16 protein-coding genes are annotated in these 15,706 nt (G+C 65.9%); 8 read left to right on the top strand and 8 right to left on the bottom strand.

The window, feature by feature from the left end; translation table 11 throughout:
* Window positions 1-154: 154 nt before the first annotated feature.
* Complete coding sequence (locus JVX91_RS22125; protein WP_205336264.1) at window positions 155-1,135, top strand: hypothetical protein; 981 nt, start codon at window positions 155-157, stop codon at window positions 1,133-1,135.
* Complete coding sequence (locus JVX91_RS22120) at window positions 1,132-1,923, top strand: N-acetylmuramoyl-L-alanine amidase (RefSeq protein ID WP_205336263.1); 792 nt, start codon at window positions 1,132-1,134, stop codon at window positions 1,921-1,923. Before JVX91_RS22125 ends, JVX91_RS22120 begins: the two co-directional genes overlap by 4 nt.
* Before the next feature lie 42 nt (window positions 1,924-1,965).
* Here JVX91_RS22120 and JVX91_RS22115 read toward each other — a convergent pair whose 3' ends face one another.
* Window positions 1,966-3,507 carry a nucleobase:cation symporter-2 family protein gene (locus JVX91_RS22115; RefSeq protein ID WP_205336262.1) on the bottom strand — a complete coding sequence of 514 codons (1,542 nt, stop codon included), beginning with the start codon at window positions 3,505-3,507 and terminating at the stop codon, window positions 1,966-1,968.
* 388 nt (window positions 3,508-3,895) lie between these two features.
* Here JVX91_RS22115 and JVX91_RS22110 point away from each other — a divergent pair, with 388 nt between their 5' ends.
* On the top strand, window positions 3,896-4,777 hold the full coding sequence (locus JVX91_RS22110; RefSeq protein WP_205336261.1) for a LysR substrate-binding domain-containing protein: 882 nt from the start codon (window positions 3,896-3,898) through the stop codon (window positions 4,775-4,777).
* Window positions 4,778-4,944: 167 nt separating this feature from the next.
* Here JVX91_RS22110 and JVX91_RS22105 read toward each other — a convergent pair whose 3' ends face one another.
* From JVX91_RS22105 to JVX91_RS22085, 5 genes are all read right to left on the bottom strand, one after another.
* Window positions 4,945-5,853 carry an MBL fold metallo-hydrolase gene (locus JVX91_RS22105; protein ID WP_205336260.1) on the bottom strand — a complete coding sequence of 303 codons (909 nt, stop codon included), beginning with the start codon at window positions 5,851-5,853 and terminating at the stop codon, window positions 4,945-4,947.
* 227 nt (window positions 5,854-6,080) lie between these two features.
* The gene (gene arsH / locus JVX91_RS22100) at window positions 6,081-6,782 is read right to left on the bottom strand and encodes an arsenical resistance protein ArsH (RefSeq protein ID WP_205336259.1); all 702 of its coding nucleotides are present in this window, start codon (window positions 6,780-6,782) and stop codon (window positions 6,081-6,083) included.
* 9 nt (window positions 6,783-6,791) lie between these two features.
* The gene (locus JVX91_RS22095) at window positions 6,792-7,262 is read right to left on the bottom strand and encodes an arsenate reductase ArsC (protein ID WP_205336258.1); all 471 of its coding nucleotides are present in this window, start codon (window positions 7,260-7,262) and stop codon (window positions 6,792-6,794) included.
* 29 nt (window positions 7,263-7,291) lie between these two features.
* On the bottom strand, window positions 7,292-8,575 hold the full coding sequence (locus tag JVX91_RS22090) for an arsenic transporter (RefSeq protein WP_205336257.1): 1,284 nt from the start codon (window positions 8,573-8,575) through the stop codon (window positions 7,292-7,294).
* 21 nt (window positions 8,576-8,596) lie between these two features.
* Window positions 8,597-8,944, bottom strand: coding sequence for a metalloregulator ArsR/SmtB family transcription factor (locus JVX91_RS22085; RefSeq protein ID WP_205336256.1), 348 nt, complete (start codon window positions 8,942-8,944; stop codon window positions 8,597-8,599).
* A gap of 367 nt (window positions 8,945-9,311) precedes the next feature.
* Here JVX91_RS22085 and JVX91_RS22080 point away from each other — a divergent pair, with 367 nt between their 5' ends.
* A complete protein-coding gene (locus tag JVX91_RS22080) occupies window positions 9,312-9,815 on the top strand; it encodes a GNAT family N-acetyltransferase (RefSeq protein WP_205336255.1) in 504 nt (167 codons plus the stop codon).
* A gap of 34 nt (window positions 9,816-9,849) precedes the next feature.
* On the opposite strand, the gene JVX91_RS22075 is transcribed toward JVX91_RS22080, so the two are convergent.
* Window positions 9,850-10,269, bottom strand: a complete 420-nt coding sequence (locus tag JVX91_RS22075) for a transcriptional regulator (RefSeq protein ID WP_205336254.1) — start codon at window positions 10,267-10,269, stop codon at window positions 9,850-9,852.
* Between the two features lie 223 nt (window positions 10,270-10,492).
* On the opposite strand from JVX91_RS22075, the gene JVX91_RS22070 reads away from it, so the two are divergent.
* From JVX91_RS22070 to JVX91_RS22055, 4 genes are all read left to right on the top strand, one after another.
* The gene (locus tag JVX91_RS22070; protein ID WP_240201643.1) at window positions 10,493-10,879 is read left to right on the top strand and encodes a hypothetical protein; all 387 of its coding nucleotides are present in this window, start codon (window positions 10,493-10,495) and stop codon (window positions 10,877-10,879) included.
* Window positions 10,880-10,968: 89 nt separating this feature from the next.
* Window positions 10,969-12,171, top strand: coding sequence for an NAD(P)/FAD-dependent oxidoreductase (locus JVX91_RS22065; RefSeq protein ID WP_205336253.1), 1,203 nt, complete (start codon window positions 10,969-10,971; stop codon window positions 12,169-12,171).
* A 41-nt stretch (window positions 12,172-12,212) separates the two neighbouring features.
* Window positions 12,213-12,461, top strand: coding sequence for a transmembrane sensor/regulator PpyR (locus JVX91_RS22060; RefSeq protein ID WP_205336252.1), 249 nt, complete (start codon window positions 12,213-12,215; stop codon window positions 12,459-12,461).
* Between the two features lie 335 nt (window positions 12,462-12,796).
* The gene (locus tag JVX91_RS22055) at window positions 12,797-14,485 is read left to right on the top strand and encodes an amidase (protein ID WP_205336251.1); all 1,689 of its coding nucleotides are present in this window, start codon (window positions 12,797-12,799) and stop codon (window positions 14,483-14,485) included.
* Between the two features lie 219 nt (window positions 14,486-14,704).
* On the opposite strand, the gene JVX91_RS22050 is transcribed toward JVX91_RS22055, so the two are convergent.
* Window positions 14,705-15,703, bottom strand: a complete 999-nt coding sequence (locus JVX91_RS22050; RefSeq protein ID WP_205340077.1) for a GlxA family transcriptional regulator — start codon at window positions 15,701-15,703, stop codon at window positions 14,705-14,707.
* Between the last annotated feature and the right edge of the window lie 3 nt (window positions 15,704-15,706).

Genomic DNA, 15,706 nt, shown 5'->3' with positions numbered 1-15,706 from the left:
AAGGCCTCTTGCAGAGCCTTTGCGTTGCGCTAACGTGAGCTTCACTGTCAGCCGTGCGAAAGCGCGGATTGCGCCCGTGGCTCTGCTTGCTGGCGCATGCCGTGGCGCTTCGCGACAGGGGATTCGACCAACCCCCTCGTTGCCTGGAGTGCCTATGGATACCCGGACCAAGAGTCGACGCGCCAACCACATGCAGATATGGACGATGGGCGCCGGCCTGATCTTCCTATCCCTCCTGCTGGCCTGGCTGCTGGTTTCGCTGTGGCCGCAGCATTATCCGGCGTTCCCCCCCGCGGGCCACGAAGGCGACCCGGAGGTCCAGTGCCTGCTCGGCTGGTGCCCGGGGCCGGACGCGCGCCTGCTGGTCATGGTGATGGTGGCCGGCGGCCTGGGCAGCTTCGTGCATATCGCCAAGTCCTTCGGCGATTTCGTTGGCAACGATCGCTTCATGGCCAGCTGGATCTGGTGGTACATCCTCAAGCCCTTCATCGGCATGATCCTCGCGGTGATGCTCTACCTGATCATCCGTGGCGGGTTTCTCACCGTCGGCAGCGGGACCGCGCAGGCCGATGGCGCGGTGAACGTCAATCTCTATGGCCTGATCGGCATGGCCTGCCTTGCCGGCATGTTCGCCAAGCAGGCCACGGACAAGCTGGGTGAACTGTTCGACACCCTGTTCCGCACCACGGGCGGGGACAAGCGCCGGGACGCCCTGGGCAACCCGGTTCCGTCCCTCACCGATGCGCAGCCGGGCGCGGTGGACGTGCAGTCGTTGTACGTCAGCCTGCAGGGCACCGGCTTCGTGCGTGGCGCGGTGGTGCAGGTCAACGGCGTGAGTCGCGAAACCACGGTGAGCGATAGCACCCGTCTGGCCGTGCAGTTGCTGGAGGAGGACCTGGAGCCCGGGCGTCCGCTGAGCCTGGTGGTGGTCAATCCGCCCCCTGGCGGCGGCGAGTCGGCGCCGCTGATGTTGCCGCTGCTGGAGGCGCCCACGGTGACGGACGGCCCGATGACCGGGCTCTCGGCGCGGACCGCGGTGGAATCCCCGGTGGATGTCGACGGCTGCGACTGCCCTATCGAACACGAGACCGCGGACGAGGATCTGCCCGCCGCCAGCGGAGGAGTGCAGGCATGACCTACGCATTGATCTGGTTGCCGGACGTGCTCGAAGCCGCCGGCCTGAAAGTGGCCCGCGTGGATGGCTGGAGCAGCCGTGGCGTGGGCGAGATGGGCCATGTGCAGGGCGTGATCTGCCATCACACTGCCGGTCCGCAGGGCGGCAACATGCCCAGCCTGAAGACCCTGGTCCAGGGCCGTAGCGACCTGCCCGGCCCGCTGTCCCAGCTTGGCCTGGGGCGCGACGGCACCTACTACGTGATCGCCGCCGGGCGCTGCAACCACGCCGGCAAGGGCACCTGGGATGGCGTCAGTTCGGGCAACAGCAGCTTCATCGGCATCGAGGCGGAAAACACCGGGTTGGGCGAGGCCTGGAGCGACGTGCAGATGGACAGCTACCAGCGCGGCGTAGCGGCGATCCTCGCGCACCTGGGGCAGGGCGAAGAGGCCTGTGCCGGGCACAAGGAATACGCATTGCCCAAGGGCCGCAAGAACGACCCGGATTTCGACATGGCGGCTTTTCGCGCCAGGGTCCGGGAGATCCTCGATGGCACGGCGATCCTGCGGCCGATGATTCCGGCGCTGGAGCCGGATGCGCCGCCCGGATCGGCGCCGCGGCCGACCCTGCGTCGTGGTGCCATCGGCGATCTGGTGCGGGTGGTGCAGCGCGCCTGCGGGGTGGAGGAGGATGGTCATTTCGGTGCGCAGACCGAGGCCGCGCTGCGGGAATTCCAGCGGCGCCACGACCTGGTGGCGGATGGCATCGTCGGTCCGAAGACCTGGAAACTCATCGACCAGAACCCATGAAAAAAGGCCCCGAAAGGGGCCTTTTTCGTTGTTGCCGGCGACTTATGCGCTGCTGTTTTCCGCCTCGCGCAGGGAGCGCTTGGGCGTCGGTGCGTGGTGGTCGTCGTGATCGTCGCTGATCACAGGCACCTCGTTGCCTTCGGCGTCGTACAGCTTGCCGTTCTGGAAGTAGTCACCCTCGTTCAGCGCGGCGATGTCGCGGTAGAGCAAGGTGCGTTCCTCGGCGGCGACGAATACCGATTGCTGGTCCGAGTTGCCGGTCTTGATGTGGTTGAACAGCAGGTTCAGGGCGATGGCCATGATCGCCGCCGAGCTGATGCCGGAGTGGAAGATGGTGGCGAACCAGCTGGGGAAGTGCTCGTAGAAGCTGGGCGCGGCGATCGGGATCATGCCGAAGCCGATGGACGTGGCGACGATGATCAGGTTCATGTTGTTGCGGTAGTCCACCTTCGACAGGGTGCGGATGCCGCTGGCCGCGACGGTGCCGAACAGCACGATGCCGGCGCCACCGAGGACGGAGGTCGGCACCGCGGCGATCACCCGGCCCATCACCGGCAACAGGCCGAGGGTGACCAGGATCAGGCCGCCGGTGGCTACCACGTAGCGGCTCTTCACGCCGGTCACGGCCACCAGCCCGACGTTCTGGGCGAAGGCGCTCTGGGTGAAGGAGCCGAAGACCGGCGCGATGACGCTGGACGCCATGTCGGCGCGCAGGCCGTTGCCCAGGCGCTTGGAGTCGACCTTGGTGCCGATGATGTCACCCACGGCGAGGATGTCCGCCGAGGTTTCCACCAGGGTCACCATGATCACGATCAGCATCGAGATGATGGCGGCGATATGGAAGGTCGGCAGGCCGAAGTGGAACAGCGAGGGGAGCGCCACCATCGGGCCTTCGGTGACCTGGGAGAAGTCGGTCATGCCCAGCGCGGCGGCGATGACGGTGCCGATCACCATGGCCAGCAGGATCGACAGGCGCGAGATGGTGGAACTGCCCAGCTTGCTCAGGAGCAGGACGATCACCAGGGTCATCGCGGCCAGGCCAATGTTGGCCATGCTGCCGAAGTCCGGTGCCCTGGAGTTGCCGCCCATGGCCCAGCGCGCCGCCACCGGCATCAGCGTCAGGCCGATGGTGGTGATGACGATGCCGGTAACCAGCGGCGGGAAGAACTTGGTGATGCGCGAGAAGATCGGCGTGATCAGGAAGCCGATGAACGAGGCTGCCATCACCGCGCCGAGTACGGCCGGCAGGCCGCCGCCTTCATAGCCGCCGCCGAGGATGGCAATCATGGTGGCCACGCCGGCGAAGGACACGCCTTGCACCAGCGGCAGCTGACAGCCGAAGAAGGGTATGCCGAGGGTTTGCAGGAGGGTGGCGAGGCCACCGGCGAACAGCGATGCGGCGATCAGCATGCCGATCTCGCTGGGGGAGAGCCCGGCCGCCTGGCCGAGGATCAGGGGGACGGCGACGATACCGCCGTACATGGTCAGAACGTGTTGCAGGCCGTACGCCAGGTTGGCGCCGATTCCGAGGTTCTCGTCTTCCGGGCGTGCTCCGGCGGACGCTACAGCTGAACGATCATTCATGGCTGAGGACTCGCTTGTTTTTGTTGTGCGAGCACTGTAGACAAAGTGCGTGGGAAATATCCACTGTTTTGTATACATGTTTATGTCCGATGGTCCGGAATCTGACCGGTCGGTTATGTGTTTTTTGCTCGGGAATGGCTCTGCAATAGGTGTTCTGCATGAAATCCTGACTCGGCATCGATTGCACGAAATGTGTGCATGACTGAATCCAAAAGCACCAGTTGGCTGCATGCAAAGCTTCGAAAGCTTCTTTGCCGGCACCTGTACGTAGGCCATCGCAAATTGCGGGCCAGCGGTGATCGAGAGTGCTCAGTCCTTGGTCGCGCTCCCAACCGCCGGGCGGCCCTGCTATAACCGTCCGCCACGGTTCCGGCAGGATGGACAACAGATGGCCTTACCACCGCTGCACAGCTTCAGGGTGTTCGAGAGCGTGGCCCGCCTGGGTAGCCTGGCGGCTGCGGCAGTGGAACTGCATGTCACCACCGGTGCGGTCAGTCAGCAGGTCAAGGCCTTGCAGGCCAGCCTTGGCGTGGAGCTGTTCGAGAAGCGCGGCCGGCAACGGGTGCTGACTGCCAGCGGGCGCGAATTGCAGAAGCGTGTGGCCAGTGCCATGGGCGAGATCACCGAGGCCGTCCAGGCGCTGCAGTCCGGCATTCGGCAGGAGGAGCGGGTAGCGATCAGCCTGTCGATTCCCCCGGCCGAAGGCGTGGAGTGGCTGACCCGGCCGTTGTTGCGCTTCATGGAGGAATCGAGCTCGGTGCGGGTGAGCGTGATTACCGCTCCCGGAATGCCCCAGGTGGACTGGCGCCGCGCCGACATCGCGGTGATCTACGGCACGCCACCCTGGCCGGGATTCTGGTGGAGCCTGCTGCATGGCATCCGCATGACGCCGGTGTGCAGCCCGCAATACCTGCGCGGGCCTCGGGCCATCCACGAGGTGGCGGACCTGGCGCGGCATCGCCTGCTGCATGAGGACGACGGCAGCCAGTGGCAACAATGGCTTAGCGAAGCGGGCTTCGGCCGGGGCGGCGCCGAGGATATCCATTTCGAGGATTTCGGCATGGTGCTGCAGGCGGCGCGTGATGGCTTCGGCGTGGCGCTGAGCGATGAGACCGTTTCCGCCCGTGACCTCGACGAAGGGCGCCTGGTGCGGCCGCTACCGATCTCGGTGCCGGCGGTACACAACTACTATTGCATATGCCCTGAGGCCACGCGCGAACGCCCGGAAATCCGGGCGTTCATCGAGTGGTTGCTGTCCATAGGCGAGTAGCTGTCCGGGAGGGACCACGCTCCCCAGGCGGATCATCGGCGCTTGTGCATGCCCCTCACCCTGGCCCTCAGGCAGAAGGGGCAGCCGGTGCCGGCTGACGCGAAGATTTCAACCTGCGCCGAACGATTCCCTCTCCCTCTGGGAGAGGGACTCTTTCGCGGAAGCGCTCAGTACCCATAACCACGTCCGTCGGTGAACTGGATATCGGTGAGGATGCTGATGTCCTTCTCCACCTTGTACAGCTCCGAACTCCTGATCAGCTCAGGATCACTGAAGGCCTCGCCCTTCGCGCGGCCGGCCTCGATCTGGACCATCTTGTCGCGGATCGCCACCACATCGGCGTAGGTCATGGCCGGTACCTTGCTCGGGTCCTCGTCGGCGTGGGCGCCGTACAGCGTTGTCTGCGGGTTGATTACCTTGAGCGTGGCGGAGAGCGAGGCGACGTAGTCCTTCAGGTTCCCCGCGAGCAGCCAGGATGGGTAGAGATGATCGCCGGACAGCAGGATGTTGTGCGCCTCGTCATACAGCGCCACTTCGTCCGGTGTATGGCCGGGCATGCTCAGCAGGCGCACCTTGAGGCCGCCCAGGTCGATCACTTCGTTGGGCTTGACCAGTCGCGCCACCTTGAAGGGCGGCAGCGTCATGTGGTCGATGTTGCCCAGGTACACCGGCTCCGGCACGTGGTAGAGGCCATCGGAACCCTTGAATTTGCGAGTGAAGGGCGAATCCAGCAGGAAGATGCTCTGGAAGTTGTGCAGCCCGCCCAGGTGGTCGAAATGCAGGTGCGAGGGCAGCACCGAGAGCGGCTTGTCGGTGATGGTTCGCGCCACCTGGGTGATGTCTTCCTTCTGGTTGGCGCCGGAGTCGAACATCAGCGCCTGCTCCTTGCCCACCAGCAGGTACGAGTAGTTCTTCTGGTAGTAGTTCGGCTCGCCGATGGCGTAGAGGAAGTCCGTCAGCTTGTGTACGACGAAGGCGGCGCTATCCGCCTTGGGCGCTTCATCCGCCTGCGCTGCGAACGGCGCAGCCAAGAGCGTGGTGGTCGTCAGGGCCAGGATCTTCATGAGCGTGCGCATGGGGCGCGAACCTCTTTTTCGTTGTTGTCGGTGGGTGTTGGCAGCGCGCTGGCTGCCTGCCCATCTCACCGTTCGCGAGGGCGCGCTTCAATGCACGATTTCTAAAGGCTCCCGGTTGAGTTCGGCTAAAGCGTTCCCCGGCGGACCCACATCGCCGGAGACGCGTGTCCTTGGATGGCGGCGGCGAGGTGCTCCGTGGGGAAACACCCCGTCGCTTTTCCCCTGCTTCAGAGTGAGGCCTGGCTCATCCGCGCCGACAACTGCTCGGCGCTTTCCTTGCGCTCGGAGTAGCGATCCACCAGGAATTCCTGGCGGTCGCGCAGCAGCAGGGTGAACTTCACCAACTCCTCCATCACGTCGACGACGCGGTCGTAATAGGGCGAGGGTCTCATCCGCCCGGCGTCGTCGAACTCCAGGTAGGCCTTGGGCACCGAGGACTGGTTGGGGATGGTGAACATGCGCATCCAGCGACCCAGAACGCGCAATTGGTTGACCACGTTGAACGATTGCGAGCCGCCGCAGACCTGCATCACGGCCAGTGTCTTGCCCTGGGTGGGACGGATCGCGCCGAGCTCCAGGGGAATCCAGTCGATCTGCGCCTTGAATACCGCCGACAGGGCGCCGTGGCGTTCAGGCGAACACCAGACTTGGCCTTCTGACCAGAGCACCAGCTCGCGCAATTCCTGCACTTTTGCATGCTCCACGGGGGCGTCGTCGGGCAACGGCAGGCCGGATGGATCGAACACGCGGGTCTCGGCGCCGAAGTGTTGCAGCAGGCGCGCAGCTTCTTCCACCAGCAGGCGGCTGAAGGAGCGATCGCGGGTCGAGCCATGCAGCAGCAGGATGCGCGGCCGGTGGCTGCTGGTTCGCGCCGCCGGCGGGGAAACGTCGAACAGGGAAAGGTCGAGGTTGGGCAGTTGTTCTGGCATGTGTCCTCCTCAGAGAGTGCCGATGCGGTCCAGTTCGCGCTTGAGTTCAGCGCGCTCGAGTGTGGTGAAGGGCAGGGCGAAGAAGGCCCGGCAGCGTTGTTCGATGCGCGCGAGGGTGGCGCGGAAGGCGGCGTTCACCGCCGCCTCGTCACCTGTCGCTTCCGATGGATCTTCCAGGCCCCAGTGGGATTTCAGCGCGGGGCCGAAGTACACCGGGCACGCCTCGCCGGCGGCCTTGTCGCAGACGGTGATGACGATGTCCGGCGGGTTGTCCGCGAAGGCGTCGTTGCCTTTGCTGCTGAGGCCCGCGATGGAGATGCCGGCCTGCTGCAGGGTCGTCAGGCTGCGAGGCAACACCTGGCCCTTGGGAAAGCTGCCGGCGCTCACCGCCTCGAATCCTTGTGGAGCCAGGTGGTTGAACATCGCTTCGGAGAGGATGCTGCGGCAGCTGTTGGCCGTGCACATGAACAGGACTCGCATGAAAGGGCTCCTCCGCTTCGTGGCGGACGTCAGAGGCTCAGGCGCAGGGCCAGGGCCGACAGGGTGATCAGCAGGACGGGCAGGGTCAGCAGGATGCCGACCCTGAAGTAGTAACCCCAGGTGATGCGCATGCCCTTGCGCTCCAGGACGTGGAGCCAGAGCAGCGTCGCGAGGCTGCCGATAGGCGTGATCTTTGGGCCGAGATCGCAGCCGATGACGTTGGCGTAGATCATCGCCTCGCGCACCAGCCCTTCGGCGCCGCTGGCCTGGATCGACAAGGCTCCGATCAGCACGCTGGGCATGTTGTTCATGACCGAGGACAGCAGGGCGGAGAGCAGCCCGGTGCCGATGGCGGCGCTCCACAAGCCACGCTCCGCCAGCCAGTCGAGCAGGTGGGTGAGGACGTCCGTGAGGCCGGCATTCTTCAGGCCGTAGACCACCAGGTACATGCCCAGCGAGAAGACCACCACCTGCCACGGCGCCTCGCGCAGTACGCGTCGGGTGGAGATACGCTGCCCACGGGCGGCGACGGCAAACAGGATGGCCGCACAGGTCGCCGCCACCGCGCTGATGGGGATGCCCAGAGGTTCCAGGGCGAACAGGCCGATCAGCAGAAGCAGCAGCGTCCACCAGCCGACGATGAAGGTGGCGCGGTCGTGGATTGCAGCCTTCGGCTCCTTCAGTGCGTCGAGTGCGTAGTGGCGCGGCAGGTCACGGCGAAAGAACAGGAACAGCACGAGCAGGGTGGCCGCGACGCTGGCGAGGTTCACCGGCAGCATCACCGAGGCGTACTCGGCGAAACCCAGGCCGAAGTAGTCTGCCGAGACGATGTTCACCAGGTTGGAGACCACCAGCGGCAGGCTCGCCGTGTCGGCGATGAAGCCGGCGGCCATGACGAAGGCCAGGGTCGCGGCAGGGGAGAAGCGCAGCGCGAGCAGCATCGACATGACGATGGGCGTGAGGATCAGTGCCGCGCCGTCGTTGGCGAACAACGCCGAGACGGCGGCACCCAGCAGGATGCAGAAGGCGAACAGGCGGTAGCCGCTGCCGCGCGCCCAGCGGGCGACATGCAGGGCGGCCCATTCGAAGAAGCCGGCCTCATCCAGCAGCAGGCTGATGATGATGACGGCGATGAAGGTGGCGGTGGCGTTCCACACGATGGCCCAGACGGTCGGGATGTCGTGCAGGGAAACCGCGCCCGCGGCCAGCGCGATGATCGCGCCGAAGGCTGCGCTCCAGCCGACGCCGAGGCCTTTGGGCTGCCAGATGACGAGGATGAGGGTGAAAACGAATACCGCGACGGCGACCAGCATGGGGAACTCGCTCAAGGTGACTTAGCAGCAGGCGTCGTCGCGTACCGGACGGCCATCCATGTTGTGCAGGCGGACGGTGTTGTCCTGTAGCCAGTCGGCATTGGCCTGCAGCGTCACCTGGAGCATTCCATGCACCCAGTCGGGCAGGTCCGGGTTGAGGCGGTAGTACACCCATTGGCCCTGGCGGCGATCCAGCAGCAGTCCGCTGCCGCGCAACTGGGCCAGATGCCGGCTGATCTTCGGCTGGCTGTCGTCCAGGGCGCACATCAGTTCGCAGACGCACAGTTCGCCCAGGCTGGCGATCAGCAGGGTGGCGCGGGCGCGGGTCTCGTCGGACAGGCTCTTGAAGACTTCGGGCGGGGTGATCATCGCGATGACTCTTCATATATGGATAATCAAATATACGGATATCCATATGTAAAGAGCAAGCCTTGTCGGACGATAGCGCGGGATCAGACGGTGTTTCCATCGTCCATCGTCCATCGTCCATCGTCAGCACCGGGTGGCCCAGCACGCGAAGCTCTCGTCGCGCGGCGCATGGCGCAGACAGGGGTCTGCCGCTGCACGCCCAGAGGGAGCCGACGATGCGGTGGTGGCCGTTTTCCAGTTCAGCGGGGTACGACTTCGATTTCGAGGTCAAGGTGATCGCGCGCCAGCCGCAGGGCAGGGCGCCGGGACGGGAGGGTTGGTTTTTCTTTACCATGCCGTCCTGTTTCGCTCTGCCAGGACTGCTCCGATGACTGCCCCGACCTTCCGCACCGCCACTCCCGCCGACACCGACCGCTGCTTCGAGATCGAAACCATCGCCTATGAAGGCGACGAAGCGGCGACCCGCGAGAAGATCGCCACGCGCATCGCGCAATACCCGGAAGGCTTCCTGATCATGGAGCTGGACGGCCAGGTGATCGGTTTCATCAATGGTGGCTGCGCCTTCGAGGTGGTGATGTCCGACGAGGCGTTCAAGGAGCTGGTCGGCCACGATGCGGCTGCGCCGAACGTGGTGATCATGTCGGTGGTGATCGATCCTGCGCAGCAAGGCAAGGGCTTCGCCTCGCTGCTCATGCGCACCTTCGTCGAGCGAATGGTGGACATGCACAAGCGCACCATCCACCTGATGTGCAAGGACCGCCATGTCCCGCTCTACGAGCGCATGGGGTATCGCTACGTGAAGCCGTCCGAGTCCGACCATGGCGGCATGGCCTGGCACGAGATGGTGATGGAGCTTCCCGCCAAGGCCTGAGCCCGGCGCGGAGGCCGGGCGGGCTGCGCGCCGATCAGCGCTCCGGGCGGTCGTTCACGCGGTCGCGCGTGGCGCGTTCGGCGAGTGCGTCGAAGGTTTCCGGCATCAGCGCGGCTTCGCCTTTTTCGTCGAGCAACTGGCGGAATACCAGGTGATCGGGGAAGCCTCGGCTGATCAGCGTGAGCAGTTCGTTGCCGCGCTCGGTCAGTTCGAAGTTGTTGCCGGTGCCGCCGTGGTCGCGTGGGCGCTCCTGGATGTAGCCGTTGGCGAACAGGTCGCCCTCCAGGTCGCCGGCGACCTTCTTCAGGTGATCGACGCTTTCGTCCAGCGGCTCGCCTTGCAGCCGGTGCTGCTCGGCCACTTCCTCACCGCATTCGCGGGCCTTGTAGGGTTCGTCGGCGCACTCCTGGGCGCGCAGCAGCAAGCGTTCGATCAAATCCCAGTCGTAGCTCATGGCATGTCCTCCGCAGTCGGAACAGAAGCCGGGATAGCAGGGCCTTCCTGTGTTGCGACCCGCGGGCCGCGGCAGGGTTCGAACTTCCTGCGCAGCGGCGACCAGCCATCAATACCAGGCAGAGTCACTATCGATCGAATCGAGTAGTGCGGGGCCATCCCGAGAATGACTATCTGTCCCGAGACCTTCCTGAACACTCCAATAACAGCAAGGGACAGATCCGATGAACACTTCACGCCCCGCACCGTCCCGCCTTGCCGTCCGTGTCGCCGTCGGCCCCCTGGTACTGGCGGTGGCCAGCCTGACCGGCTGCGCCCACACGACCCAATCGCAGCTCACCTGGGACAGCTACGGTGGTACCACCGCCCAGGGTGGCAGCGCTTATCTCCACTGCGTCGACGGCAGGATCAACCGCGACACACCCACCTTCCTCAGCGACCGTGGTACCACCCAGCAGCTCCTCACCGGCAGCGCCGATCCGCAGCATGCCAGCGGCATCGTCGAGGTCACCCCCATTGCCGGTGGCAATCGCTTCAGCGCTTACCAGCGCAACGCCTGGCAAGACAAGGGCGAGCTGCTCGACGCCGCCTACCTGTGTTCCCACAGCTGATCCATCGCTGACCCCTTCGCCCGTCGTTTCAGGCCGCCACGAGCGCCGCCTGGAGGGTTCGTTCGCCCATCATTCGAGGGACTTGAGCCATGCAACAACACATCCTGATCCTCGGCGCCGGTTTCGGCGGCGTCTGGAGCGCCCTGAGCGCAGCCCGCCTGCTGGACCTGCATGACCGCCGCGACGTCGGCATCACCGTGCTGGCGCCCCAGGCGGAGCTGCGTATCCGCCCGCGCTTCTACGAGCCCGACGTGGGCAAGATGTTCGCGCCGCTCGATGCGCTGTTCGACACGGTCGGCATTCGCTTCGTCCAGGGCGTGGCGACGCACATCGACGAGCCGGCGCATAGGGTCGGCTACCAGGATGCCGATGGCCGCCCCGGCGAGCTGGCCTACGATCGCCTGGTGCTGGCGACAGGCAGCCAACTGGCGCGGCCACCCGTGCCGGGGCTGGGCACCTATGCTTTCGACGTCGACCAGATCGAATCCGCCGTACGCCTGGAACGCCACCTCGATGGCCTGAAGGACTGGCCCGCCAGCCCCGGCCGCAACACGGTGGTGATCGCCGGGGGCGGTTTCACCGGCATCGAGACCGCCACCGAAATGCCGGCGCGCCTGCGCGCCGTGCTGGGCGCGGACCAGGACGTGCGAGTGATAGTGGTCGACCGTGGTCCTCAGGTGGCTGCCGCCATGGGCGACGGAATCCGTCCTTCCATCGTCGAGGCGTCCGAGCACCTGGGCATCGAATGGATACTCGGCGCCACTGTCTCGGCGGTGGATGCCAACGGCGTGACTCTCGATGATGGCCGGCGAATCGAGGCCAAGACGGTGATCTGGACCGTCGGCTTCCGCGCCAGCCCGCTGACCGAGCAGTTGGCCGGCGTGCGCGACCACCAGGGGCGATTGCACGTCGACGCCAACCTCAAGGTGAAGGGGCAGGGCGACATCTTCGCCGCGGGCGACGTTGCCTACGCCGCCACGGACGAACTGGGCAACTTCGCGGTCATGTCCTGCCAGCACGCCATCTCCCTGGGCCGCCACGCGGGCAACAACGTCGCCGCCGACCTGCTGGGCGTGGCGCCCACGCCATACAGCCAGCCCAAGTACGTCACCTGCCTGGACCTGGGCGCCTGGGGCGCGGTGTACACCGAAGGCTGGGATCGCCAGCTCAAGCTGGTGAAGCAGCCGGCGAAGGAGCTGAAGACGCAGATCAACACCCAGTGGATCTACCCGCCGGCCGCCGATCGGCGCGTTGCCCTGGCCGCCGCCGATCCTGCCATTCCGGTGGCCTGAACCGATGCCTGGCGGATTCCACCCAGCAAGGAGGACGGGTCATGTCCACTGTCTTCGAGAACGTCCAGCGGCTGCGGCGGATATCCAGCCGTCTGCTGGTGGGCGGCAGCCTGACGCTGATGGCGGGGGGGCTGCTGGCTTACGGCGGTGATGCCTACCTGTCGATGCGCGAGCTGCTGGCGGCGCATCTGATGACCATCCTCGGACCGGCCGCGATCAAGCTCGGCTATGTCCTGCGCCTGCAGGCGGGCAAAAGCCAGCGACCGAGCCTGCCACCAGCGTTGCCATAGTCCCTCGTTACCGGCGCGTCTCCCCGGCGCCGCGTTCTGCCCGCCATGCCCTGCCTGGCGGGCGTTTTTTTTAATTTACGCGTGTTGTGTATTCTGATCGGACATGCCAGTGTGTGCGCCCTGGCGGCCGCATTCGCCTCCGTTGCCTCAATTCGCGCATCCGGTCTGTCCGCCGGGCGCTGAACGGCGCCGCCAGCCGACGGTACACTCACTCCCGTCGCGTAACAGAAGTACAAGAGAATCGAGATGAACACGCACTTTCTGACTTGCGCCGTCTCCGTCCGCTGCGACGCAGACCACTCCCTTTCCACCCACCTTCAGCCGGCGGTGACAGCATGATCGAGGTAACCGAAGTTTCCATTGCGCAGCTGCGTGAAGCCCTCGAGTCGGGCCGCACCACTGCGGTCGAACTGGTCAAGGCCTACCTCGCGCGTATCGACGCCTACGACGGTCCCCTCAACGCCGTGGTCGTGCGCAACACCGAAGCCCTGAAGGAAGCCGAAGCCTCCGACGCCCGCCGCGCCCGTGGCGAGACCCTCGGCCCGCTGGACGGCATCCCCTATACCGCCAAGGACAGCTACCTGGTGAAAGGCCTGACCGCCGCCTCCGGCAGTCCGGCCTTCAAGGACCTGATCGCCTACCGCGACGCCTTCACCGTCGAGCGCCTGCGCGCCGGCGGCGCCATCTGCCTGGGCAAGACCAACATGCCGCCCATGGCCAACGGTGGCATGCAGCGCGGCGTCTACGGTCGCGCGGAAAGCCCGTACAACCCGAAATTCCTCACCGCGCCGTTCGCCTCCGGCTCCTCCAACGGTGCCGGCACCGCGACCGCCGCGAGCTTCTCGGCCTTCGGCCTGGCGGAAGAAACCTGGTCCAGCGGTCGTGGCCCGGCCTCGAACAACGGCTTGTGCGCCTACACCCCGTCCCGTGGCGTGATCTCGGTACGCGGCAACTGGCCGCTGACCCCGACCATGGACGTCGTGGTGCCCTACGCGCGCACCATGGCCGACCTGCTGGAAGTGCTCGACGTGGTCGTGGCCGAAGACACTGACAAGCGTGGCGACCTGTGGCGCCTGCAGCCGTGGGTGCCGATCCCCGCCGTTTCCGACGTGCGCCCGGCGTCCTACCTGGACCTCGCCGCCGGCCCGGAAGCCCTCAAGGGCAAGCGCCTGGGCGTGCCGCGCATGTTCATCAACAAGGACGAACTGGCCGGTACCAGCGAGAAGCCTGGCATCGGTGGCCCGACCGGCCAGCGCATCAACACCCGCGCTTCGGTCATCGATCTCTGGGAACAGGCCCGCAAGGCCCTGGAAGCCGCTGGCGCCGAAGTCATCGAAGTGGACTTCCCGCTGGTCTCCAACTGCGAGGGCGACCGTCCCGGCGCGCCGACCGTGTACAACCGTGGCTTCGTCTCCGAGCAGTTCCTGCATGACGAACTGTGGGAACTGTCGGGCTGGGGCTTCGACGACTTCCTCCGCGCCAACGGCGATCCCAAGCTGAACAAGCTGGCCGACGTCGACGGGCCGAAGATCTTCCCCCACGATCCGGGCACCCTGCCGAACCGCGAGGACGACCTCGTTGCCGGCATGGACGAATACGTCAACATGGCCAAGCGCGGCCTGAAGACCTGGGACCAGATCGAAAGCCTGCCGGATGGCCTGCGCGGCCTGGAGAAGACCCGCAAGCTCGACCTGGAAGACTGGATGGACGGGCTGAAGCTCGACGCTGTGCTGTTCCCCACCGTGGCCGACGTAGGTCCGGCGGACGCCGACGTGAACCCGGAATCGGCCGACATCGCCTGGAGCAACGGTATCTGGGTCGCCAACGGCAACCTGGCGATCCGTCACCTGGGCGTGCCGACCGTCACCGTGCCGATGGGCGTGATGGCCGATATCGGCATGCCGGTGGGCCTGACCTTCGCCGGTCGTGCCTATGACGATTCGGCGCTGCTGACCTTCGCCGCGGCCTTCGAGGCCACCGGCAGCAAGCGCCTGGTGCCGCCGCTGACGCCGCCGCTGGGCTGATCGGTTCGTCGCTTTCCGCGAAAAGAAAAGCCGCGATTCCCATGGGGTCGCGGCTTTTTTTTCGATGGTCGTCGCGCAAGAGCATCGCGGAGAAGCTCCGCTCCTACGAAGAGCCATGTGCGTGCCATGGGACACCGCGCAATGATCGGCCGTAGGAGCGGACCTTGTCCGCGAATCCCCCAGGACACGGCGAACGTCCCGGCCAACCCGGGGCACCGCTCACCTGACCGCCTTCACACAGCCGTGACGCGCCTCCTTGGACGGCGAGTAGCCGTAGAACGATGTGTAGCACTTGCTGAAATGGCTGGGCGAGACGAAGCCACAGGCCAGCGCCACCTCGTACATCGGCAGGTTGGAGTGCTGCAACAGGCGGCGGCTTTCGGTGATGCGCAGTTCCAGGTAATAGCGCACCGGCGTGGTCCCCAGTTGCTCCTGGAACAACCGCTCGATCTGCCGCTTCGAGCGCCCCACGTAGCGCGATAGCTGGTCCTGGCTCAGCGGTTCCTCGATGTTCGCGCTCATCAGGTTGATCGTTTCGCGCAGCGGTTCGCTGAGCTTTTCGTGCAGCGCCGGGCGAGTGCGGCGGAAGCGCGACTCCTCGAAGGCGAGGATGTCGACGATGGCGTCCACCAGTTCGCGGCCATGGCGCGCGTTGATCCACTCCAGCACCAGGTTGAAGGCACCGGTGGGGCTGGCGGCGGTGAGCCGGTCGCGGTCGGCCTGGTAGCTCTCGCTGGTCACGTCGCTATGGCGGGCGATCTCCGCCAGCGCCGCGCGGTTCTCGGGATGGATGGCGCAGCGGTAGCCGTCCAGCAGCCCGGCCTGGCCGAGGAACCAGGCGCCATTCCATAGCCCGGCGAGGGCGATGCCCCTGTCGGCGGCGTTCTGCAGGAGACGGGTCATATCCGGGGTGGCGCGCAGCGGCGTACGCAGGCCGCCACAGACGACCAGCAGGTCGAGTTCGGCGAGCGATGCCGAGCCGAGCGCCGCGTCGGGGCAGATCACCAGTCCCAGGTCACTGGTGATCGATGTGCCATCGAGGCTGAAGGTCTGGGTGGCGTAGGTCTGCGCGCGGATCAGGTTGGCGGTGACCAGTGTGTCCAGCGCCTGGGTGAAGGCCGGCAGGGAAAAGTGTTCGAGCAGCAGAAAGCCCACGCGCGCCAGGCGCGCGGGCTCCTTGGGCGGATCGGCAAGGTAACGCAGGTTGCGTCCCTGCATGGC

The organism is Pseudomonas sp. PDNC002 (genome assembly GCF_016919445.1).
In the GTDB taxonomy this organism is placed as follows: Bacteria; Pseudomonadota; Gammaproteobacteria; order Pseudomonadales; family Pseudomonadaceae; genus Pseudomonas.
This window is presented reverse-complemented; position numbering and strand designations above follow the sequence as displayed.